Annotated in this window: 20 protein-coding genes; 14 read left to right on the top strand and 6 right to left on the bottom strand. The window is 62.2% G+C overall.

The features are described from left to right. Positions 1-5: 5 nt before the first annotated feature. The 4 genes from AB0N72_RS03075 to holA all read left to right on the top strand — a co-directional run bounded on the left by AB0N72_RS03075 (position 6) and on the right by holA (position 4657). Positions 6-1040, top strand: coding sequence for a DegV family protein (locus AB0N72_RS03075; protein ID WP_363931836.1), 1035 nt, complete (start codon positions 6-8; stop codon positions 1038-1040). A gap of 74 nt (positions 1041-1114) precedes the next feature. Continuing rightward, positions 1115-2011 (top strand): ComEA family DNA-binding protein, encoded by an 897-nt coding sequence (locus tag AB0N72_RS03070; RefSeq protein ID WP_363931837.1) that lies wholly within the window; start codon positions 1115-1117, stop codon positions 2009-2011. Then, positions 2004-3722 (top strand): ComEC/Rec2 family competence protein, encoded by a 1719-nt coding sequence (locus AB0N72_RS03065; protein ID WP_363931838.1) that lies wholly within the window; start codon positions 2004-2006, stop codon positions 3720-3722. Before AB0N72_RS03070 ends, AB0N72_RS03065 begins: the two co-directional genes overlap by 8 nt. Further along, positions 3641-4657 (top strand): DNA polymerase III subunit delta, encoded by a 1017-nt coding sequence (gene holA, locus AB0N72_RS03060; protein WP_363931839.1) that lies wholly within the window; start codon positions 3641-3643, stop codon positions 4655-4657. Before AB0N72_RS03065 ends, holA begins: the two co-directional genes overlap by 82 nt. 102 nt (positions 4658-4759) lie before the next feature. Here the strand turns inward: holA and rpsT are convergent, their stop codons facing one another. Both rpsT and AB0N72_RS03050 read right to left on the bottom strand, forming a co-directional pair. Then, positions 4760-5020 carry a 30S ribosomal protein S20 gene (gene rpsT, locus AB0N72_RS03055; protein ID WP_207593645.1) on the bottom strand — a complete coding sequence of 87 codons (261 nt, stop codon included), beginning with the start codon at positions 5018-5020 and terminating at the stop codon, positions 4760-4762. 168 nt (positions 5021-5188) lie between these two features. Then, positions 5189-5725, bottom strand: coding sequence for a type II toxin-antitoxin system PemK/MazF family toxin (locus AB0N72_RS03050; RefSeq protein WP_363931840.1), 537 nt, complete (start codon positions 5723-5725; stop codon positions 5189-5191). Positions 5726-5885: 160 nt separating this feature from the next. Here AB0N72_RS03050 and lepA point away from each other — a divergent pair, with 160 nt between their 5' ends. Beyond that, a complete protein-coding gene (gene lepA / locus AB0N72_RS03045) occupies positions 5886-7739 on the top strand; it encodes a translation elongation factor 4 (RefSeq protein WP_363931841.1) in 1854 nt (617 codons plus the stop codon). Continuing rightward, positions 7740-8969, top strand: a complete 1230-nt coding sequence (hemW, locus tag AB0N72_RS03040) for a radical SAM family heme chaperone HemW (protein ID WP_363931842.1) — start codon at positions 7740-7742, stop codon at positions 8967-8969. 7 nt (positions 8970-8976) lie between these two features. Here the strand turns inward: hemW and AB0N72_RS03035 are convergent, their stop codons facing one another. Both AB0N72_RS03035 and AB0N72_RS03030 read right to left on the bottom strand, forming a co-directional pair. Further along, positions 8977-9390 carry a DUF4870 domain-containing protein gene (locus tag AB0N72_RS03035; RefSeq protein ID WP_363931843.1) on the bottom strand — a complete coding sequence of 138 codons (414 nt, stop codon included), beginning with the start codon at positions 9388-9390 and terminating at the stop codon, positions 8977-8979. A gap of 131 nt (positions 9391-9521) precedes the next feature. After that, positions 9522-10373, bottom strand: coding sequence for a DUF3097 domain-containing protein (locus tag AB0N72_RS03030; RefSeq protein WP_363931844.1), 852 nt, complete (start codon positions 10371-10373; stop codon positions 9522-9524). A 228-nt stretch (positions 10374-10601) separates the two neighbouring features. Here AB0N72_RS03030 and hrcA point away from each other — a divergent pair, with 228 nt between their 5' ends. Genes hrcA through AB0N72_RS03015 form a run of 3 tightly spaced genes read left to right on the top strand, consistent with a single transcriptional unit; the run spans position 10602 to position 13551 of the window. Next, positions 10602-11609, top strand: coding sequence for a heat-inducible transcriptional repressor HrcA (hrcA, locus tag AB0N72_RS03025; RefSeq protein WP_363931845.1), 1008 nt, complete (start codon positions 10602-10604; stop codon positions 11607-11609). Positions 11610-11659: 50 nt separating this feature from the next. Further along, a complete protein-coding gene (gene dnaJ, locus AB0N72_RS03020) occupies positions 11660-12787 on the top strand; it encodes a molecular chaperone DnaJ (protein ID WP_363931846.1) in 1128 nt (375 codons plus the stop codon). A gap of 2 nt (positions 12788-12789) precedes the next feature. Beyond that, positions 12790-13551, top strand: a complete 762-nt coding sequence (locus tag AB0N72_RS03015; RefSeq protein WP_363931848.1) for a 16S rRNA (uracil(1498)-N(3))-methyltransferase — start codon at positions 12790-12792, stop codon at positions 13549-13551. 5 nt (positions 13552-13556) lie between these two features. On the opposite strand, the gene AB0N72_RS03010 is transcribed toward AB0N72_RS03015, so the two are convergent. Then, on the bottom strand, positions 13557-14354 hold the full coding sequence (locus tag AB0N72_RS03010) for a GerMN domain-containing protein (protein ID WP_363931849.1): 798 nt from the start codon (positions 14352-14354) through the stop codon (positions 13557-13559). Between the two features lie 453 nt (positions 14355-14807). Between AB0N72_RS03010 and AB0N72_RS03005 the strand changes: the two genes are divergently transcribed. From AB0N72_RS03005 to AB0N72_RS02985, 5 genes are all read left to right on the top strand, one after another. Continuing rightward, the gene (locus AB0N72_RS03005; protein WP_363931850.1) at positions 14808-15887 is read left to right on the top strand and encodes a PhoH family protein; all 1080 of its coding nucleotides are present in this window, start codon (positions 14808-14810) and stop codon (positions 15885-15887) included. Next, entirely contained in the window at positions 15884-16357 is a 474-nt protein-coding gene (gene ybeY, locus AB0N72_RS03000; RefSeq protein ID WP_018777700.1) for an rRNA maturation RNase YbeY, read from the top strand. The genes AB0N72_RS03005 and ybeY overlap by 4 nt, the downstream gene beginning before the upstream one ends. Further along, positions 16354-17685: a hemolysin family protein gene (locus AB0N72_RS02995; RefSeq protein ID WP_363931852.1), complete on the top strand. Its 1332-nt coding sequence runs from the start codon at positions 16354-16356 to the stop codon at positions 17683-17685. Before ybeY ends, AB0N72_RS02995 begins: the two co-directional genes overlap by 4 nt. After that, entirely contained in the window at positions 17669-18631 is a 963-nt protein-coding gene (gene era / locus AB0N72_RS02990) for a GTPase Era (protein ID WP_363931853.1), read from the top strand. Before AB0N72_RS02995 ends, era begins: the two co-directional genes overlap by 17 nt. A gap of 199 nt (positions 18632-18830) precedes the next feature. Continuing rightward, complete coding sequence (locus tag AB0N72_RS02985; RefSeq protein WP_363931854.1) at positions 18831-20297, top strand: LCP family protein; 1467 nt, start codon at positions 18831-18833, stop codon at positions 20295-20297. Positions 20298-20365: 68 nt separating this feature from the next. Here the strand turns inward: AB0N72_RS02985 and AB0N72_RS02980 are convergent, their stop codons facing one another. Next, entirely contained in the window at positions 20366-22318 is a 1953-nt protein-coding gene (locus tag AB0N72_RS02980; protein ID WP_363931855.1) for a M13-type metalloendopeptidase, read from the bottom strand. Between the last annotated feature and the right edge of the window lie 78 nt (positions 22319-22396).

Below are 22396 nucleotides of genomic sequence, written 5' to 3'. Positions count from 1 at the left end.
GGACAGTGAGGCCGCCGGCAGTGTGCCGGCGGCCAGCCATGATCTTTGGAGGTTGTGTGCCCGAGCGAGAACCGCCAGCGTGGATTTGGCTCAAGGACAGGGTGGCGCGACTCCGCCAACCCACCGCGCCGGTTCCTGCCGCTGACGAGCCACTTGCCGCCGTCGTCAAGACGGCTGTTGTCACCGACTCCGCCGCCGCGCTGCCTGCGGACTGGGTGTCGGCCTTCAGTGCCGACGGGCGCCTGGCCGTTGTTCCGATGCCCGTAATGGTGGGGAACGAGATCTACGGCGAGGGCGAAGACGACATCACCCAAACGTTGTCGCTGGCGCTGGCTTCGGGAGCGTCGGTCAAAACCTCCCGTCCTTCACCGGGGCAGTTCGAGCAGGCCTATCTCGCTGCCCAGAGACGTGGTTTTGAGGCCGTGGTCTCAATTCATATTTCGTCCGAACTCTCCGGAACGGCCGACGCCGCCCGGCTCGCCGCGGCACGCGTCTCCATTCCTGTGGAAGTCGTCGACTCCCGCACAGTAGGCATGGCCCAAGGGATGGGCGTCCAAAGTGCTGTCGTTGCAGCCGCCGACGGGCAGGGAGCGGCAGAAGTCCGGGGCTTCGCCGAGCAGCGGATGGAACGCACCAAGGTCTACTTTTATGTCCCCAGCCTCGAGCAGTTGAGGCGGGGTGGGCGCATCGGGGCGGCGGCATCGCTGCTGGGGACAGTCCTGGCCATCAAGCCCATCCTGGCGGTCGACGGCGGCAAGATCGTCCCGCTCGAAAAGGTACGTTCCGCTGTGCGCGCCATCGCCCGCCTCGAGGAGATCGTTGCTGCCGACGTAGCGTCCCGTCCGGCTGGCCAGCAACGTTTGGCTGTGCACCATTTCGGTAACCAGATCGAGGCGGAAGCCCTTGCGGCCCGCCTGAACGAAACCTGTCCGGACTGCCCGGCCCCCCAAATCAGTGCCCTGCCGGCCGTCCTGGCCGCACATGCCGGGCTCGGAGTCCTGGCCGTCATTGTAGGGGAGAGCAGCACTCCAGCGGGGTGAAGTCCCCGGCCGGGTTATCCACATAGCCATGGATTCATGCCCAGGTGCCGTTTGGCCGGCCGTAGGCTCGGTTCATGCCACGCCGGAACGGGGACCTATCCCAAGATGCCGCCGCACAGGCCGCGCGGGAGCGATTCGCCGCCCGAATGATCCCTGGCCCCGGGAACCAACCGCTGTTGGATTTGGCGGAAACTGCAGCTCCGGGCTCAGCCGTTGACGATTTGGATTCCTTGTTCGCAGGGCAGGCCCCTTTAGGTCCATCCGGCGCACGGTTGCGTTGGCGCACATCCTGGCGGGTCGCGTTGCTCGTTGCGGTGGTGGGTGCCGCGCTGATTACGTGGCATTTCTGGCAGCTCACGGACGGCTTGCCGACGTCTGAGCCCCTGGCTCCGTCAGCGTCGTCCAGCGTTTCGGATGGCGCTGACTCCTCAGCCCAGGAAACGGAACCTGTACAGTCCCCGGGTGCCCTTGCTCCGTCCGCAGAAGGGGGGACGGGCGTGGTGGTGGTTCATGTAGCTGGGGCAGTAAGCAAACCGGGGGTTGTTTCCCTGCCGCAGGGGAGTCGCGTCTTTCAAGCCATTGCTGCAGCCGGTGGGTCGGTGCCCGATGCCGACCTCACCGCCCTCAACCTAGCGGAAGTTCTCACCGACGGATCCAAGCTGTACGTTCCCGTCGTCGGAGAGGTGCCCCCTCCCGGCCCCACACCCCTGGCGGGCGCAGGGGCCGGGTCCACCAGTACCAGCGGAGCAACAGGCCAAACGGTGGCTGGCGCCAAGGTAAATATCAACACAGCGTCGCTTGAGGAGCTAGGAACGCTGCCTCGGATCGGGCCGGTCACGGCACAACGCATAGTGGATTGGCGAAAAGAGCATGGAGCGTTTACGTCCGTGGATGAGCTCGACGCCGTCGATGGTATCGGGCCCAAGCTGATGGAATCGCTGAAGGATCTTGTGACGGTGCAAGGTGGCTGACGGTGCTGCCGAAAAGGGACCCGTCAAGAGGATCGACCTCAGGCTGGTGCCCACCGTCATCATGGCGTGGGGAGCGGCCCTGCTGGGCACGCTCAATGCAGCTGGCTTTTCGTGGACGACAGCTGGCCTTTTGGCCATTGCGGGCGCAGCCTTCGTGCTTACAGGGCGTCGGCGGCAGTCCTCCCGGATCCGCGCCCGGACAATATCTGCGACCCTTGCTGTGGCCAGTTTCATGGCCGCTTCAGTGGCAGTTCAGTGCGCGGCCGTGGCCAGCCAACGTGAGGACGGGCCTTTGGCACACGCAACAGCGGAAAACGACGGAGTCCTCATCCAGCTCATGGTCACGGGAAGTCCCAGTCAAGCACCCGTCCCAGGTCATTCAGGTGGATCACGGTGGACTGTGGCGGCGTCATTGCAGGAAGTCACGTCGAAGGGCACTGTCACGCGGGGAAGCGCCGATGTGCTGGTGACAGGCGATGAGGCATGGAAAAGGGTGCGGCCCGGTGAGCTGGTCAGAACCACGGGGATCCTGAAGGAAGTCCGGGACGGGCAGACCCAGGCGGCCCTTCTCTCGGCGTCGTCGGCGCCGGTCTTGATCCGCTCACAATTCGATGTCCGGCAATTGGGAGGGCAACTCAGGATTGCCTTTGGCAGAGCAGCAAAGTGGTTGCCTCCGGACGCGGCCGGGCTCTTGCCGGGGATGGTCACGGGAGACACCAGCGCCCTGCCGGAGAGCCTCGAAGCTGACATGAAGACGACCGGAATGACACATTTAACCGCGGTCAGTGGTGCCAACTGCAGCCTCGTGCTTGGGGGATTCATCTTGCTGGCCCGGTCCCTCCGGTTGTCGCGCCCGCTGGCCGGAGCATTCGCTGCATGCGGCCTGGCAGGATTTGTGGTCATGGTCGGTCCGGATCCCAGTGTCCTGCGGGCCGCGGTCATGGGGGCCGTGGGCTTGGCTGCCATGACCGGCGGCCTGCGGGGGCGTTCCCTGACGTTCCTTTGCCTGGCGACAACGATTCTTTTGCTGCTTGACCCTTCCATGGCGGCGAATGTGGGGTTTCTCCTGTCTGTCCTGGCAACGCTGGGCATTGTGCTGCTGGCCAGCCGCATTGCATCGTGGATACCCGGCTTGGTTCCCAGATGGATCGCTGCCGGGGTGGCCGTTCCCCTCTCAGCCCAGCTGTTATGCGGACCGGTCATCGTGGCACTCCAACCGCAATTTACGCCATACGCATTCATCGCCAATGTGGTGGCCGGTCCATTGGTGGCCCCGGTGACCATTCTGGGGACGATTGCCGTGCCGTTCACAGCCTTGGCGCCATGGTTGGCGGTGGCACCTGTTGCTGTCGCCGGTGGTTGTGCCGAGGCGGTAGCGGGCGTGGCCAGGTTTTTCGCGGGCTTGCCCGGAGCCGCGCTGCCGTGGGCCGAGGGCCCTGCAGGTGTTGTCGCCATGGTGGTTTGCTCGGCAGTTACCATCTTGGTGGTCTGGATGTCGCTGCGTCCCCAGCTGGTTCTGGCTCGTGTGCTGACGTTGCACGGCGGAGTAGTGGCGTTCCTGGAGCACATGTCGCGGCCAAGGCATGGCAGACTTGATATCTGCAAGGAACCGTCCGGAAGGAAACACCAGTGGCTGCTGCCCAAAACACCCGGGCCAAGAGCGCCGCGGCGAACAACGTCAGCTGGCGGGACGCGAACCCGGCCCCCGTAGTGTTGATCACCGGGCCGGAAGAATACCTCGGTATCCGTGCCATGGATCGGATTCGTACGCAGGTACGGACCGTGATGCCCGATGTGGAGCTTAGCCGCCTTAACGCTGGCTCCTATGAGCCGGGCACGCTGGCGATGACCGTCACTCCGTCCCTCTTCGGCGAGGGCAAGCTGATCGAGGTCGAGGGCCTTGAGGCCATGAATGACGCATTCCTGGCAGACGGCATGGCCTACCTGAAGCATCCAGATCAGGACGTTGTCCTCGTCCTCCGCCATGCCGGAGGGGTGCGCGGCAAGAAACTCCTTGATGCTGTGAAGGCTGGAGGATGGCCGGTCATCGAGTGTCAGCCCCTGAAGAAGGATGCGGAGAAGACTGCCTTCGTCGTCTCGGAGTTCAAAGCGGGCGGACGCCGCATCGACGGGGAAGCTGTCCAGGCGTTGGTGAACGCCGTCGGAGCCAATCTTTCAGAGCTCGCCTCAGCGTGCGGCCAGCTCATCGCCGATGCCACTACCGCTGTGACGGCGGAAACCGTGGAGCGGTACTACGGGGGCCGGGTGGAAGCCACAGCATTCAAGGTTGCTGACGCCGCCATGGCCGGCAACGGGCCAGTGGCACTGTCCACGCTTCGGCACGCACTGGCAACCGGCGTCGATCCCGTTCCACTGGTGGCGGCCCTTGCCGCCAAGCTTCGGACACTGGCCAAGGTGGCCGGGGCAAACGGGTCGCCGGCAACCATTGCAAAGAACCTGGGAATGCAGCCGTGGCTGGTAGAGCAGGCGCAGCGTGATGTACGTCGGTGGACGCCCGAGGGCCTGATCCGCTCCATCCAGGTCATTGCCGAGGCGGACGCCCAGGTCAAGGGTGAGTCGCGCGATCCGGTCTACGCAGTGGAGCATGCCGTGACGGTGATCGCCACCTCGGCCAGTCGTCGCTGACGCTGGACACGAAGCTGATCTCGGGAACACCGTCTGTTAAACCCAAAGGCCGGCACCAATAGGTGCCGGCCTTTTGATCAGCTCAGTCGAACTGGAAAAACCTTAGAGTGCGTTGACCTTCTTGGAGATCGCCGACTTGCGGTTTGCAGCGTTGTTCTTGTGAATAACGCCCTTGCTGACAGCCTTGTCCAGCTTGCGGCTGGCAGCAGCAAGCGCAGTTCCAGCAGCATCCTTGTCAGCAGACTCAACGGCGGTGTTGACGGCGCGGATGGCCGTCTTCAGCTCGGACTTGACTGCGTTGTTGCGCAGGCGAGCCTTCTCGTTGGTGAGGATGCGCTTCTTCTGGGACTTGATATTAGCCACGTATGAACTCTCTTTTTAATGCGGAAATGGTCTAGAGGGTTTTCAGGTTGGCCATCGACTGAGCGGCGTGGGGATGCCTATGGCAGCCAACCATGAGTGGCCGTCGACCTGCACGGACACACAGCTATAAAGGATAGCAGAAATTCGGGGGTAACGCAGACAGGTGGCTCAGTGCCGGCCTTGCTGGGCCTGGAGGCCCCGGGACACTTCCTGGAATTGCCGTTTGCCCAGGACGGCTCCTTCGCGGCGGATGGCCCCAGGGTCCAGCCTGATGATGCGCTTCAGGTTGACCTCGCTTGGTCGTCCTTGGCGGTCCCACGCTCCGGCCCCGATGTCCATGTAATCGTCCGCACGAGTGCCGTTGTCGTGGTCCTTCGAGGTGAGCATCAGTCCCAGCAGCCAGTGTCCATCACGCCCGATGAGAAGTACGGGGCGGTCTTTGCCCTGTGAGTGGTCCTCTTCATAGGGAACCCACCCCCACACTATTTCGCCAGGATCCGGCTTGCCATCCGGGGTGGGTGAGTAGCTGGGCTTGATGGCTCCGCGGAAATCGCCAGGGTAGGAGTCCGCTGATGGTTCGACGGCGGCGCGCCGGTTGCGTGGTTTTGGCGGCGCTGCAGGACGGACGTCATTGGAGCTGCGCCCTCCCAATGCTTTAAGTGAGCGCAGCAGGAATTTGCCCAGGGGGCGCAAGTCGAAAGCCATGTGAACACGCTACATCGGACGCCGGCCGGCAATAGCAGGCGCAATGTACGGCGAAGGGCAGGTTCGTGGGAGACTAGAGGATCAGATGCGCGGCGTGTTCGGGCTGGCTTGTGCCCAGTTCCGGGATTTGCCGTGTGAGTGTCGACAGTAAGGATCCTGCGTGTCTCCCATGGCCCGCACCGCACCGGTGCCCGCCGCAACAGATCCGGCCATCATCCGGAACTTCTGCATCATTGCCCATATTGACCACGGTAAGTCCACCTTGGCCGACCGCATGCTGCAGTTCACCGGCGTCGTTCAGCAACGCGACATGAAGGCCCAGTATCTGGACCGCATGGACATTGAGCGTGAGCGCGGAATCACCATCAAATCCCAGGCCGTTCGCATGCCTTGGGAACTTGATGGCACCAGCTACGCCTTGAACATGATCGACACTCCGGGCCACGTTGACTTCACCTATGAGGTTTCCCGATCCCTGGCCGCCTGTGAGGGCGCGATTCTGTTGGTGGACGCCGCGCAGGGCATCGAGGCGCAAACCTTGGCCAACCTGTACTTGGCGATGGAAAACAACCTGACCATCATTCCTGTCCTGAACAAGATTGACCTGCCTGCGGCCCAACCCGAGAAGTACGCGGCCGAGCTTGCCAACCTCATCGGCGGGGACCCGGAGGACGTTCTGAAGGTTTCCGGCAAGACCGGCGTGGGTGTCGAATCGCTCCTGGACAAGATCGTCCGCGACCTGCCCGCACCCGTTGGCGATCCCGATGCTCCCGCTCGTGCAATGATTTTCGACTCCGTGTATGACACCTACCGTGGCGTGGTCACCTACGTCCGGGTGGTCGATGGCAAGCTCCATCCCCGTGAGCGCATCCAGATGATGTCTACCCGCGCAACGCACGAACTCCTGGAAATCGGGGTGAGTTCTCCGGAACCCACGCCGTCGAAGGGTTTGGGCGTCGGCGAGGTGGGTTACCTGATTACGGGCGTCAAGGACGTCCGGCAGTCCAAGGTGGGCGACACCGTCACCAACCTGGCAAAACCGGCGTCGGAATCCCTCAGTGGCTACGCCGATGCCAAGCCGATGGTCTTCTCCGGCCTGTACCCCCTGGACGGCACCGACTACCCCGTACTTCGCGATGCCCTGGAAAAGCTCATGCTCAACGACGCCGCCCTGGTGTACGAGCCTGAGACCTCCGCAGCGCTGGGCTTCGGCTTCCGTGTGGGCTTCCTGGGGCTTCTGCACCTGGAAATCACGCGTGAGCGCTTGGAGCGGGAGTACAACCTGGACCTCATCTCCACTGCTCCCAACGTGGAGTACGAGGTCACGCTGGAGGACAAGAGGGTTGTCCACGTTACCAACCCCAGCGAGTACCCCACAGGCAAGATCTCCGAGGTCCGTGAGCCGATGGTTTCCGCGACCGTTCTCGCGCCCAACGAGTTCGTCGGCGCCATCATGGAACTGTGCCAGAGCCGCCGCGGGCAGATGAAGGGCATGGACTACCTGTCCGAGGACCGCGTTGAGCTCCGGTACTGGATCCCGCTGGCGGAAATCGTGTTCGACTTCTTCGATCTCCTGAAGTCCAAGACCCGCGGTTACGCTTCGCTGGACTGGAAGGCCGACGGCGAGCAGGTTGCCGACCTCGTCAAGGTGGACATCCTGCTCCAGGGCGAACAGGTGGATGCCTTCAGCGCCATCACGCACCGCGACAAAGCTTATGCCTACGGCGTCATGATGACCGGCAAGCTCCGTGAGCTTATTCCGCGGCAGCAGTTCGAAGTTCCCATCCAGGCAGCCATCGGATCGCGCATTATCGCCCGCGAGAGCATCCGCGCTATCCGCAAGGACGTTCTGGCCAAGTGCTACGGCGGTGACATCACCCGTAAGCGCAAGCTGCTCGAGAAGCAAAAAGAGGGCAAGAAGCGCATGAAGATGGTGGGCCGCGTTGAGGTCCCCCAGGAAGCCTTCATCGCCGCGCTCACCACTGATGAATCCAAGGACAAGGCCAAGAAGTAAATGCCAAGCGTCCTACCTTTGGGCGATCCGGCACCTGCGGATGGCATCTTGCCTCCGCAGGTGCTGGACGGCGTCGAGCAGCGTAAATTCGCGCTCTACGTGCACATTCCGTTCTGTGCCGTTCGGTGCGGGTACTGCGATTTCAACACCTACACCGCGACGGAGCTTGGCGGGGGAGCGTCGCAGGATGCTTATGCGTCCACAGCCGTTTCAGAGCTGGGTTTCGCGGCCAACGCCCTTGAGGCTTCCGGCCTGCCGCCGCGCCCCCTCAGCACAGTGTTCTTCGGGGGTGGCACACCTACCCTCCTGCCGGCGGAGGACTTGGCGCAGATCCTGCGCGCCGCCGTCGGGCAATGGGGCCTTGAGCCTGGCGCCGAGGTGACAACCGAGGCGAATCCGGACTCCGTGACGCCGGAGTCTCTGCAACTGCTTGCGGACGCAGGCTTTACCCGTGTGTCGTTCGGTATGCAGTCCGCTGTTCCACACGTGTTGAAGGTCCTTGACCGGACGCACACACCCAGCCGGGTACCCCTGGTTGTGCAATGGGCGCGCGAGGCCGGTCTGGCCGTCAGCCTGGACCTCATCTACGGTACGCCCGGGGAGTCCATGGAGGACTGGGAGTTCTCACTCCAAACGGCCCTGTCCTACGGACCGGACCACATCAGCGCCTATGCGCTGATCGTGGAGGAGGGCACCAAGCTCGCTGCACAGATCAGGCGCGGACAGGTGCCGGGAATCGACGACGACGATCACGCCGCCAAGTACGAACTGGCGGACAAGATGATCTCAGCGGCGGGCCTGAACTGGTACGAGGTCAGCAACTGGTCCAGGACTCCGGAACAAGCATGCCGCCATAATCTGGCTTACTGGCGCGGGGATGACTGGTGGGGGATTGGCCCCGGTGCACACTCACATGTTGGTGGCGTTCGCTGGTGGAACGTAAAACACCCCACGGCCTACGCATCGCGGCTGGGAACCGGAGCCTCGCCTGCGGCGGGGCGTGAAACCCTCGACGCCGGCACCCGTGAAGTCGAGAGGATCATGCTGGAGGCGCGGCTGGGCACAGGCCTTGACGTGGATGCCCTGGACAAGGTTGGCCGCCACGCGATGGCGGGCCTTATTGCAGATGGACTGGTTGATCCGGTTCAGGCGTTCAAGGGACGTCTGGTTCTTACGCTGAAGGGTCGCCTGCTCGCTGATGCCGTAGTCCGCAGGATCCTGCCGGACTGAACCTGCGTTACTTGATCCAGCGCAGGTTGAACTTGTAGCGGTGCGGCTGGCCGTGGTTGACGCGGATGCCCGCCGAGACCGAGAAGCACGTCAGCGCAACCCAGATGCCAGTGGCGATCACTGCAAAAATGTTTCCTACAACTGGCAACAGGACAAGGATGTTGGCCAGCACGGCGGCGATGGTGGGAGGAAGCGTGAAGTTCAGCGCTTCCTTTGATTCCTGCGCTGTAAATGGTCCCCGGTCACGGAAGATCAAGTAGATCAAGAGTGCCGGCAAGCATCCCAGGATGCCGCCGAAGTGCGCCAATGTGGCCCACTGCCTGTCCTCACTGGCTGTCAGCGGGAGTGCGTTGGCAGGGGCGCCATGGTACTGGGGCCGGCCTGCGGCGCTGCCCGGTTCTTCAGGAGCGTTATCTGCCACGGTGTCTTCCCTTTGCTTTAAATGCTTTAAAGATGCTGCGGTGTTGCTGTCCAAGAATACCGGCCCGAGCGTCCTTCCCGGGACCAACGCCCCGGAAACACACGAGATCCTGCAGTGCCGGGCCGGCAACCCTACGGAACCGTCAGGAAGTCTATGACTTCTTCCACACGGCCCAGCAACGAGGCTTCGAGGTCCGAGTAGCTGCGCACGGCACCAATTAGCCGTTGCCAGCCCAAGCCTATGTCCTCGGCTGTTTCGTGGGGCCAACCGAAGGCTCTGAGGATCCCGGTTTTCCAGTCCGTACCGCGGGCTACTGCGGGCCACTGCTCAATGCCCAGGACCTTGGGCCGGATTGCCTGCCAAACATCAACGTATGGGTGGCCGACAATCAGGACGTTGCCTGGAGCGCCAGGGACTGTCATGGCATCGGCTGCGATACGGGATTCCTTGGAGCCTTGCACCAGGTGATCCACGAGTATGCCCAAGCGGCGGCCGGGGCCTGGGCGGAAGTCGACGATGGCGGATTTGAGGTCATCCACCCCATGGAGGGGTTCCACCACGATGCCCTCAACGCGAAGGTCATCACCCCAAACCTTCTCTACGAGTTCGGCGTCGTGTTTGCCTTCGACCCAGATGCGGCTCGCCTTGGCGACCTGGGCACGTTGGCCCTGGACCTTCACCGAGCCCGAAGCCGTCCGCCCGGCCGGGACTGCTGAAGCTGGCTGTCTGGGGGCCGGAGGCATCAACCGGATCGCCTGTCCTTCGAGGAGGAACCCGTACCCAAGCTGGAACGATTTCGTCTTTCCGCGCCTGTCCTCGAGTGACACGATGTGCATGCCACCTGTCTTCTCAACCCTCGTCACTTCGCCCACCCAGCCCGACTGGACGTCTTCGAGGACCATTCCCCGTTGAACGGGAACCTCAGGGAGCTGGCGTTTGGCCGGAGCCGTCAGATCCTGCGGGCCCCAATTATCGAAAGCCAAGGAATTCCTACCTCTGTGGTGATGTGTGAAGGGACAGGGTCAGCATTCATTAACCGGTATTTTGGCGCTGCCCTGTACGCAGTCCGCGGACAGATTCAATGCTAGCAACGCGGTAGCTCATACTAGACTTGTTAGCACTTGGGCATGTTGAGTGCTAAGTGCGGTGATCCCTCGAGGTCCCGCGGTGACCGGTCCCTTGGACCATGGCAGTCGTCAGGAGGTGGAGCAATGAGTGAGCCACGCAAGTTGGAAGTGCTGCGTGCCATCGTTGAGGATTACGTGCATTCCCGGGAGCCCGTGGGATCGAAGGCCCTTGTTGAGAGGCATCACCTCGGAGTCTCCAGTGCCACCATCCGCAATGACATGGCTGTCCTGGAAGAGGAGGGACTCATTGCCGCCCCGCATACCAGTGCGGGCCGGATTCCCACGGACAAGGGCTATCGCCTGTTCGTCGACAGGATCTCCCAGGTCAAGCCTCTGTCCGCCGCCGAGCGTCGGGCCATCCATTCGTTGCTGGAGGGCCCGGACGATGTCGATGACATTCTTGAGCGCACCGTCAGGCTCCTGTCCCAGCTGACCAACCAGGTCGCCGTCGTGCAGTACCCACACTCGAACCGTGCCTTGGTCCGCCACGCAGAATTTGTCCTGCTGGCTCCCAAGCAGGTTCTTGTGGTCCTTATCGCGGACACGGGGAGTGTCGTGCAGAAAGTCATCGATGCCGGCTCCGACGTGGGCAACGAGGCCTTGATGCTCTTGCGGTCGCGTTTCCTGGGCAGCATTGCCGGCACGCAGTTGGCCCTTCTGCCGCAGGTGCTTCCGTCCGTGGTGGCCCTCTGCCCGCCGGAGCTTCGCGGCCTGGCACAAAAGCTGGCCAACGGCTTGGAATCATTAAGTGACACCAGTCGCGAAGAGCGCATCCTCATGGCCGGTACGGCCAACCTCGCGCGTTCAAACGTGGACTTCCCGTTGAGCATCGGGCCCGTGCTCGAGGCCCTTGAGGAACAAGTTGTCATGCTCCGGTTGTTGTCGGACATGGGGGACGATCCCCGGGGCGTCACGGTCAGTATTGGCCGGGAGAATCCATATGACGGCCTGGCCGAGGCATCAGTGGTGGCCACAGGCTACGGCTCAGGTGCCAAGGTGGGAATCCTTGGACCGACCCGCATGGACTATCCCACCACTATGGCGGCAGTTCGCGCTGTGGCCCGCTACCTTTCCCGCATTCTCGGCGGCTGAACACCGGCCTGAGAAAACATCCGTAGTACAACCAGGAAGAGATACCGACTTTGAGCAGCCACTATGACGTTTTGGGAGTCTCGCCGGAAGCCACCGGGGAAGAGATCAAAAAGGCGTACCGCAAGCTGGCGCGGAAACTCCACCCGGACGTAAACCCCGGAGAGGACGTCGCGGAGCAATTCAAGGCCGTGACGCACGCATACGAAGTATTGTCAGATCCCCAAAAACGCCGTGTTTACGATGCCACAGGCAATGAAAACGGCACCGACAACGGCTTCGGTGGCGGTTACGCCGGCCAAGGCTTCGCCTTCCAGGACATTTTCGACACATTCTTTGGCGGCGGGGGTGGCCATGGTGGGCCTGCCTCCCGCGTCCGGCGTGGACAGGACGCCCTCATCAGCGTCCGGATCGACCTCAAGGATGCCGTGTTCGGCGTCAACAAGAAGCTTGAGGTGGACACGGCCGTGGTCTGCCCGACCTGTGACGGCAGCTGCTGCCGTCCCGGCACCCACCCTGAGCGCTGTGATATTTGTGGTGGCAGCGGACAGGTCCAGCGCGCAGTCCGCTCCATCCTTGGACAGGTCATGACCACCGCCCCTTGTGGTTCCTGCGAAGGTTTCGGCACCGTCATCAAGGACCCCTGCAACGAGTGCAGCGGACAGGGCCGCATCAGGAGCCGCCGTTCGCTCACCATCAAGGTTCCCGCGGGCGTCGCCACCGGCACCCGCATCCAGCTGTCCGGCCAGGGGGAGGCAGGTCCGGCAGGTGGTCCTGCCGGTGACCTGTACGTGGAGATCCGCGTCAACAACGATTCCATGTTCGTACGCGAAGGCGATGACCTGCACGCAACCCTGAGCGTGCCCATGACTGCGGCGGCGCTGGGAACCGATGTCCAGCTTGATACCTTCGACGGCTCCCAGGACATCGAAGTGAAGGCAGGCACGCAGTCCGGTGAAGTCATCACGCTTCGCGGTCTGGGTGTGACGCACCTGCGCGGGTACGGACGCGGCGACCTCAAGGTACACCTCCAGGTGGAGACTCCCACCAAGCTGGACCACGCCCAGGAAGAGCTTCTGCAACAGCTCGCCAAGCTGCGGGGTGAGCAATTCACTGAAGGCAAACTGGTGGCCAGCGGCGGCATGTTCGCCAAGCTCCGCGACAAGCTCGGTAACCTGTAGCGGTGAGCAACCCCGTTTTCTTCACGCCGGCAGGCAGCCTCAGCCACGTTGGTCCCGGTTCCCTGTTCGTCCTTGAGGGACCGGAGGCGCGGCACGCTGTGACGGTAAAACGCCTCGCCGTCGGTGAATCCGTGGATATCGCCGACGGCGCCGGCGTTCGGCTGACAGGAACGGTAGCCGACGTCGAATCCGGCACCCTGACGGTCGAGGCCTCAGAAGTCGTGGTCGAGGAACAGCCGCAGGTCCGCTTAGTGCTGGTCCAGGCGTTGGCGAAGGGCGACCGGGACGAACTGGCCATCGAAACGGCGACGGAGCTCGGAATCGACGCCGTTATTCCCTGGCAGTCAGAGCGCTCCATCGTGCGCTGGAAGGCGGACCGGGCAGCGAAGGCGCATGCGAAATGGCAGTCCGTTGTCACCGCGGCAGCCAAGCAGGCACGGCGCGCCTGGATACCCGCGGTCCGCGGCATCGTCGACTCCAATGGGTTGGGGAAAGCCGTCGCGGATGCAGACCTGGCCATCATTCTTCATGAGGACGCCAAGAACCCATTGCGGGAAGTGCTGGAGAAGTGGGAAGTTGATGGTGCTTCGCCCAGCGAGGTTCTTTTGATCGTCGGCCCGGAGGGCGGAATCTCGCCGCGGGAAGTAACGCGGCTCAGTGACGCGGGTGCGGTCACGGCTCTCTTGGGTCACCATGTCCTGCGGTCGTCGACGGCGGGACCTGCCGCCGTCGTCCTGGCCAGCGACGTCCTTGGACGTTGGTAACCGGCCTAAGCCACGCTGAACAAACGGGTGTCGGTGCTCGATTCGATGGCCTTGCCGGCATCATCAACCTCGGACACGCGCAATTCGTACTTGCCTGGCTTCAGGGTCGCGCCGAAGCTGAAAAGTCCATACTGACCGGGTTCACCCGTTGCCTTGGTCTGTCCTGTCAGCAGGCTCGATTTCTCGCCTTTGCCGTTGTCCTGGAGGATTTGCCAATTGATGGGGCGCGAGTTGTCGGTGATCCGGCCATTGAACTTGATCAAGCCGGGAGGCAGCGATACGTCCTCCTGGGGATCGATGATCCACAGTGGCGCCACCAGGGAGGCGTCGCGCGTCATGGGTTCGCCGAGTTTTACCTGCCCGAAGGCCATGTAGTCCTTATGGCCGTCCACCAGGATGACGACCTGGATCTGCTGGCCGGAGTTGATGAGCCCGGAGGACGAGGCTGCCGCCGTGGCGGTGTACACCAATTGCTGGATGGCACGCTGCGCCATTCCGGCGTCAAGGTTCGAGTTGAAGGCGTCCCGCGAAACATCAACGGTGATCACGTTTTTCCCCGAGATGGAGGTGGCCAAACTTCCCGGTTCCTGCCACGGCGTGAAGAAATCATGGTCCAGCGGCTTTTCCGCCATCATGATCTTCAGAGCCGTCGTCACAGGGTTGCCGTCGCCGGAGATGTCCCGGAATTCACGGTAGAGGTAGACCTCGTCCTTGCTGCGCCCGATCCAATAGACCGGGATCTTGGTGGAAGCCTGGGTTGTTTCCAGGGGTGCATTGCTCGCGGGGGCGTCCTGGACGGACATCGGTGGCGAACTCGTTGTCACCTGGCTGCCCCCACCACCATTGGCGATGCAACCGGTCAGCAGCAGGACAGCAAGCATCGCCGGCGCAGCGATAGCGGACCTGGTCCGCTTGCGTGCGCCAGTGCCGTTGTTCGCTGGCTTGGTGATGGCGGTTCCTGTCTTACGGTGCAGAATGCAGCCCCTGTTGGGGTGGGGTCGCTGAGGTCAGGTCGCGGGGGCTGTCGCCACCCGCTATGCCAGCTTGGCACATCGACGACGGCGTCTGGCCGGGTTTGTGCGGACCGGGACCAACTGAAACATGATTGATACCGGCTTGATGCCGAGTTGAGACTAAATGTCGGGCCGCCGCGGTGGAGTGTGTTCCGGCCCATGTTGAGGTTCATCCTGGTCCGCCCTGGCGTAGGATTGCGTCATACGATCAACCGGAGGAGAACAGGCCGTACGGCCAGCACTATGAGTGAATCTTTGAACGGACGGCTCAGGACCGGAAACGGGAACCAGCCGCCCACCGAGTTCCCGCACACATTACCGGGCACGCGCACGGAAGTTGTCACGTTCGATAACTCCGACCAGATGGTTCACTCGCTGGGCAGCCATGACGAAGCCTTGCGGTATATCGAGGAACAGTTCCAGGACGTCAACTTCCACGTCCGGGGCAACGAGCTCTCAATGACCGGGCCCTCTACGGTCATTCCCCGCATCATGCGCCTCCTGGAGGAAGTCCGCGGGCTGGTGGCCAAGGGCACGTTGGTGACGCCGGACGTGCTGCAGCAGCTTGTGTCCCTTCTGAGGACCCAGTCAGTGCAGAATCCTGCCGATGTCCTGACACACAACATCTTGTCCAGCCGGGGCAAGACCATCAGGCCCAAAACGCTGAACCAGAAGAACTACGTCGATGCCATTGACGACAACACGGTGATCTTCGGGATTGGGCCAGCTGGCACAGGCAAGACCTACCTGGCCATGGCCAAGGCTGTGCAGGCCCTTCAGATGAAGGAAGTCAGCCGCATCATCCTGACCCGGCCGGCTGTCGAGGCCGGGGAGCGATTGGGATTCCTTCCCGGAACCCTTAGCGACAAGATCGACCCCTACCTGCGTCCCCTTTATGATGCGCTGCACGACATGATGGATCCGGAGTCCATACCGCGCCTGATGGCTGCGGGGACCATTGAAGTGGCGCCCTTGGCTTACATGCGTGGACGAACCCTCAACGACGCCTTCATCATTCTCGATGAAGCCCAGAACACCACTCCTGAACAGATGAAGATGTTTCTGACGCGCCTCGGGTTCGGTTCCAAGATGGTGGTCACAGGCGACGTTACACAGATCGACCTGCCTTTCGGCTCAACGTCCGGGCTGCGGATTGTCCGCGAGATCCTCACCGGGATTGACGACGTCAACTTCTCGATCCTGGAGGCAGCCGACGTCGTGCGGCACCGTCTGGTTGCCGACATCGTCTCCGCCTACAGCGCCTGGGATGACGCCCACCGCCCCGAGGCCGCAAACACCCATAAACGTGGAGAACGTAAATGAGCATTGAAGTCAACAACGAGTCCGGCGTAGCAGTGGATGAAGCGCAGCTGGTGACGTTGTCCCGCTTCATCTTTGAGCGCCTGTACATCCACCCACAGGCGGAGTTGTCGATCCTGCTGGTTGACGAGCCCGCCATGGAGAAGCTGCACATAGAGCTGATGGACGAACCCGGGGCAACGGACGTGTTGTCCGTTCCCATGGACGAGCTGACGCCCGGGACCCCGGACAAGCCGACTCCCCAGGGGATGCTCGGCGACATCGCCATCTGCCCCCAGGTGGCTGAAGTGCAGGCACGCAACGCCGGTCACCCTACCCAGGATGAAATGCTGTTGCTGACGACGCATGGAATCCTGCACCTGTTGGGCTTCGACCACGCAGAACCCGATGAAAAAGAAGAGATGTTTGGCCTGCAGCGGGAACTGCTGTCTGAATTCCTGGGCAAGGATGCCCCCATGGAGACCATGCAGTGACCTCGATCATTTTGGTCGGTATGGCGCTGGTTTTCCTCAGTTTTGTTGCCCTGCTGACAGCAGCCGAGGCTGCGTTCAACTTCCTGCCGCGGCATGAGGCGGAACAATCCATTGGCCGCAGCAAGGGCAAGGCCCTGGCGGGCATCCTTGAGAACCCCATCGCCCACATGCGCGCCCTTCGGTTCTGGCGGGTGTGGTTCGAAATGGCCGCAGCGGTGGCTGTTGCCGTGGTCCTTCACAGCCTGCTGGACAACGTTTGGCTCGCGGGGCTGGCCGCAACAGGCATCATGGCCGTGATCGGCTTTGTGCTCGTGGGGGTTTCGCCCCGCCAATTGGGGCGTGCGCACTCCGGACCGGTGGTTCGCTTCACCGCCCCGCTGATCAGGTTCCTCTGCTGGATTCTCGGTCCGATTCCGGGCTGGCTGGTGGCCCTTGGCCAAGCCGTTGCCCCGGGCGCGCCCAGCGGTGATGATGCTTTCGTCAGCGAGGAAGAGTTCCGTGAGTTTGTGGACCGCGCCGCCGAATCGGACATGATCGAAGACAATGAGGCCGAGCTCATCCACTCGGTCTTCGACTTCGGCGACACCCTGGTGCGTTCGGTCATGGTTCCCCGCACCGACATCGTCACCATCGGCACGGGCGCCGACCTCGAAACCGCCATGGGCTTGTTCCTGCGGTCGGGTTATTCGCGAATTCCCGTCATCGGTGAAAACACGGACCAGATCCGCGGCATTCTCTACCTCAAGGATGTTGCGGCGGCCATGCATCGCGGCGAACCGGGATTGCAGGCGCACGACGTCGATTCGCTCGCCCGCGATGTCCGGTACGTTCCCGAGTCCAAACCGGTGAGCGATCTGCTGAGGGAACTCCAAAAGGAGTCAACCCACGTGGCCATCGTCATCGACGAGTATGGCGGAACGGCCGGCCTGGTCACGCTGGAAGACCTCATCGAGGAAATTGTCGGGGAAATCGTTGACGAATACGACGCCGCCGCAGAGGAAGCCGTCGACTTGGGTGACGGACAATACCGCGTCAGTGCCCGCATGAGTATCGATGACCTCGGCGAACTGTTCGACATCGACCTCGACGACGACGAAGTGGACACCGTGGGTGGCCTCCTCGCGAAGGCACTGGGCCAGGTTCCCATTGTCGGAAGCTCGGTGGAGGTGAACGGGGTATTCCTCAAGGCAGATAGGCTGGAGGGTCGCCGAAACCGGGTCAGCCACATCATTGCGGCCGCCATGCCAAAGGAAGACACTGACCTTGAAGACCTTCTCGACGACGCCGACTCAACGCAACAGGGAGTTCCACGTGAGCAAGCAAAATAAGAAATTCGATGCCGAGAGCGACTTCGGCGGCTTCCACGCGGGGTTCTCGGTTCTCGTGGGCCGGCCCAACGCGGGCAAGTCGACACTGACCAATGCCTTGGTTGGCCAGAAGGTCGCCATTACTTCGGCCAAGCCGCAAACCACCCGGCACACCATCCGGGGCATCGTCCACCGTGATGACGCGCAATTGATCCTCGTGGACACCCCGGGCCTGCACCGTCCCCGCACCCTTTTGGGAAAGCGCCTCAACGAACTCGTTGCCGATACTCTTGCTGAGGTTGACGCGATTGGTTTCTGCTTGCCTGCGAACGAAAAGATCGGCCCCGGTGACAAATTCATCGCGGCCCAGCTGGCCGCCGTCGGACGTAAACCGATTGTCGCTTTGGTGACCAAAACCGACCTTGTCGACCGTCAGGCGCTGACCGAGCAGTTGCTCGCTGTCGCCGCGTTGGGCAGGGAGGTTCTGGGGGAACAAGGCTGGGCTGACATCGTTCCGGTGTCGGCAGCGGATGGATTCCAGGTCTCCACTGTCGCGGACGTGCTGATCAGCCACATGCCTTCCTCCCCGCCCCTGTACCCGGATGGCGAACTCACTGATGAGCCCGAAGCGGTCATGATCGCTGAGCTCATCCGCGAAGCCGCTCTGGAGGGTGTCAGGGACGAACTTCCGCACTCCCTGGCAGTTGTGGTGGAGGAAATCGTTCCGCGTGAAGGCCGGACCGAGGACAATCCGCTTCTGGACGTCCGGGTTAATCTCTACGTCGAGCGCCCCTCCCAGAAAGCCATCATTATCGGCAAGGGTGGAAGCCGGTTGCGCGAAGTCGGCACCAATGCGCGCAAGGGTATTGAGACGCTGCTTGGTACCAGAATTTACCTTGATTTGCATGTCAAAGTGGCCAAGGATTGGCAGCGCGACCCCAAGCAATTGGTCAAACTCGGATTCTAGGCAGCACTGCTGGATCCGGCGTGGCTCCCGGCCCGATAAGGAACTTCCCAGAAACGGCAACTATGATTGCGGGGATCGAGCTGTTTAAGGAAAGGTAAACCGAATAGTGCGACGTCGTGACGCCCGCCCGCAGGGCACCGGCACCGCTGGTCCCGTTGCGGCACGCCATGGTAAGGATGCTGATGGCACCCCGCGCCATATGAACGAACGCAAGGGCCTGCCGCTCTGGTTGAAGATTGTCACCGGTGTGGTCTCCGTTGCGTTGGTCGCCGGCGTCGCCTTCGCTGCTTTTTGGTTCATCCGGCTGCAGACCAACATCACCAAGGCGCCGCTGAGCGCTGCGGAAACCCGTAATGCCGGTGATGCCCTGGCCAACGACAAGACGGACCGCCTGCAGATCCTGATCCTCGGTTCCGATACCCGTGACGGCAAGAACGCTGAGTACGGGTCCACTGAAGACTCCTCCGGTTATGGCCACTCGGATGTCATGATGCTGCTGGACATTTCCGCCGACAACAAACGCGTCAATGTCCTCAGCTTCCCCAGGGACCTACTGGTGGATGTTCCCCAGTGCACCGACCGCACCAACAACCAGACTTTCCCTGCCCGTAGCGGCGTAATGATCAATGAAGCCATGGCGGAGGCCGGCATCGGCTGTGCCGTGGATACCATCAATAAGCTGACGGGCTTGGAAGTGGACCACTTCATGATGGCCGACTTCAACGCCGTCAAGGAGCTCTCCAAGGCCGTAGGTGGCGTAAACGTCTGCGTCAGCGATCCCGTCTTGGACCCTGATTCCAGGCTCCGTCTGCCGAAGGGCGACTCCCTGGTGGAGGGCGAGCAAGCCTTGGCCTTCCTGCGTACCCGGCATGCGTTCGGGGATGGCGGAGACCTTGGCCGCATCAAGGGCCAGCAGGCGTTCCTTTCATCCCTGACCAGGAAGCTCAAGAGCGAAGGTACCTTGGGCAATCCGCAGCGGCTTCTCCAGATCGCAGACGTCGTCACCCAGAACCTCACCGTGGACGAGGGCCTGGCATCGGTCCCGTCCTTGCTGACGATCGGTGGCCGGCTGAAGGACATCGACGTGTCCAAGGTGGCGTTTGTTGCTGTGCCGACCCAGGCCGCAGCGATTGATCCCAACCGGCTCGAACTGGTGGAGCCCCAGGCCTCGCAGCTCTTCGCAGCTTTGCGTGCCGACCTTGACCTCACCACTCCTGGCGCAACGTCAACACCCACGCCCTCGGAAAGCCCTGCGCCACAGCCGACAACCACCACGCCGGCCGCCCCTGCATACGATAAGGCAATTCAGCCGGTGTCGGTTGCCAATGGCAGCGGGGTCGCCACGCGGGCTCAGGAACTGATGACCGTTCTGACAGCCAACGGCTTTGCCCAGGCGGTGTCTTACCAGGCCAACCCCGTGGACCAGACGGTGCTCTACTACGGCACGGGCTTTGCCGACGTCGCCGCTGACGTTGCCAAGCTTTATGGCATCCCCGCCGCGCAGGTCCAGGAAGCCCCGGGAGTAGCCGGCGTGCAGCTTTATGTCGGCACTGATTTCACCACCGGCACGGCTTACGGAGCAGCTTCCGTCCCGTCCAATGTGGTCAACCAGACGGCAAGCGATGCCGTATGCCAGCAGGTAAACCCGTTATACATCGATCAGTAGCAGCTGCACACCGAAGCCAAAAGCAAGGCCGGGCCAGCTGTAACTGGCCCGGCCTTGCTTTTCGGTTTCTACCAAATACTGACGCGTTCCTGCGGATCCATCCACATGCCGTCCGCCTCAGTCACTTCGAAGGCTTCATGGAAGGCGTCGAGGTTCCGCGCGATAGCGTTGGTGCGGAACTCGTTGGGGGAGTGGGGGTCAGTGGCCAGCCTGCGGATGGCTTCCTCTGTACGGATCACCTGGCGCCATCCGGCAGCCCAGGACATAAAGAATCGTTGCTGTCCGGTGAAGCCGTCAATGACCTCCGGCTCTTTTCCGTCAAGGCTCAAAAGGTATGCCTTATAGGCAATGGTCAGCCCGCCCAGATCGCCAATGTTCTCGCCCAGGGTGAGCTTGCCGTTCACCTTGTGCTCAGGCGCCGCATACGGTGACAGGGCATCGAATTGGGCGACGAGCTTGGCGGTCAGTGCTTCGAAGGCCTTGCGATCGTCCTCTGTCCACCAGTTGCGCAATGCTCCGCTGCCATCGAACTGCGAGCCTTGGTCGTCGAAGCCATGGCCGATCTCGTGGCCGATCACGGCCCCGATTCCGCCATAATTGACGGCGTCGTCGGCTTCTGCCGTGAAGAACGGAGGCTGGAGAATGGCCGCCGGGAACACAATTTCATTCAACATCGGGTGGTAGTAGGCGTTGACCGTCTGGGGCGTCATGAGCCACTTCGTCAGGTCAACGGGCTTGCCGATCTCATCCAGATGCCGATCCACGTCGGCGTCATGGGCACGTTCAACATTGCCCAGAAGATCCTGGGGATCGATCTCCACTGCCGAATAGTCGATCCATTTCTCGGGGAAGCCAATTTTGGGGCGGAACGCGTCCAACTTCTTGAGGGCTTCCTTCTTGGTCTCTTCCCCCATCCACTCCAAAGAGGAGATGCTTTCCCGGTAGGCCTCGATGAGGTTCGCTACCAAGGTCTCCATCCGTGCTTTGTGGCCGGGAGGGAAGTGCCGTTCCACGTAGATCTGTCCGACAGCCTCGCCCAAGGCAGCTTCGACAACAGCAACTCCACGCTTCCAGCGTTCTTTGTTCTGCGGCGTCCCGCTAAGGGTTGTGCCGTAGAACTCGAAATTGGTGGCCACGAATTCCGAGGACAGATATGGAGCAGCAGAGCTGAGAACCCGAAGCGTGAGCCACTCCTTCCACGTCTGCAAGGGTTCGGATTCCAGCAAGCCGGCCGCGCCCGTGAAGAAGTCGGGTGTGCTGACAACCAGCTCCTGGCGCTTTGCCGCGTCTACGCGCGCTGCGTCGAACCACGTTTCCAGCAGCGGGAACAATGCGGCAGCTTCGGCCGAGGTCTTGAGGTTGTAGGTCTTCTGGGGGTCACGGAGCGTTACGTTATCCCAGTGATGCGACGCCAGCGCCGTTTCAAGCGAAACGATCCGTTGCGCGGCGTTCGCGGCGTCCGGGATGCCGGCCAACGTGAACAACCTTTCGATGTAGCCGCTGTAGGCCTCCACAATTCCGGCAAACTTTTCTTCCCGGTAGTAGGACTCATCCGGCAACCCCAGGCCGCCCTGCCCGATGTACAGCAGGATGCGTTCGGGGTTCCCGGCGTCCGGCGCAGGGTAGATCGAGAAAAGGCCGGACACATCCGAGCGGAAAAGCCGGCCCACCAAGGCGGCAAGGTCCCGGGGAGAACCTACTGCGCTTACCTCGTCAAGGCGCGCCCGGACCGGCTCGAGGCCCTTGGCTTCGGCCGCCGCCTCGTCCATGAAGCTTGCATAGAGGCCGCCTACTTTTTGTTCAATCCCGGTAGCCGAGTCACCCTTGCCTGCGGCTTCTTCGATGATTGCCTTGACGGCCAGTTCGGCCCCATCCCGCAACGCAGTGAACGTTCCTTCGAGCGGCCTGTCGTCAGGAATCGTAGTGCTCTTGAGCCACGCGCCATTGGCGTGTTGATAGAGGTCGTCCTGGGGCCGGACGCTGTGGTCGATATTCGAAAGAGTGATCCCCGACTGTGGCACTGTGGCTCCTTGTGTGGACGCTGCAGCCGGCGTTGCCACCGTCGCGGCGTCTGCATAGTGGACGTTGCATGAGGTGTT

Source organism: Paenarthrobacter sp. NPDC089307 (assembly GCF_040685055.1).
In the GTDB taxonomy this organism is placed as follows: Bacteria; Actinomycetota; Actinomycetes; order Actinomycetales; family Micrococcaceae; genus Arthrobacter.
Note: the sequence above shows the minus strand (reverse complement) of the source record. Positions and strands in the feature narration are given on the sequence as shown.

Bases quoted from the DNA above. Each gene is read 5' to 3' on its own strand.
- hemW (WP_363931842.1), top strand. From the start codon at position 7,740: ATGCCAAGCGTCCTACCTTTGGGCGATCCGGCACCTGCGGATGGCATC.
- AB0N72_RS03010 (WP_363931849.1), bottom strand. From the start codon at position 14,354: ATGTCCGTCCAGGACGCCCCCGCGAGCAATGCACCCCTGGAAACAACC.
- AB0N72_RS03050 (WP_363931840.1), bottom strand. From the start codon at position 5,725: ATGGCTTTCGACTTGCGCCCCCTGGGCAAATTCCTGCTGCGCTCACTT.
- AB0N72_RS03005 (WP_363931850.1), top strand. From the start codon at position 14,808: ATGAGTGAATCTTTGAACGGACGGCTCAGGACCGGAAACGGGAACCAG.
- hrcA (WP_363931845.1), top strand. From the start codon at position 10,602: ATGAGTGAGCCACGCAAGTTGGAAGTGCTGCGTGCCATCGTTGAGGAT.
- AB0N72_RS03070 (WP_363931837.1), top strand. From the start codon at position 1,115: ATGCCACGCCGGAACGGGGACCTATCCCAAGATGCCGCCGCACAGGCC.
- ybeY (WP_018777700.1), top strand. From the start codon at position 15,884: ATGAGCATTGAAGTCAACAACGAGTCCGGCGTAGCAGTGGATGAAGCG.
- AB0N72_RS02985 (WP_363931854.1), top strand. From the start codon at position 18,831: ATGAACGAACGCAAGGGCCTGCCGCTCTGGTTGAAGATTGTCACCGGT.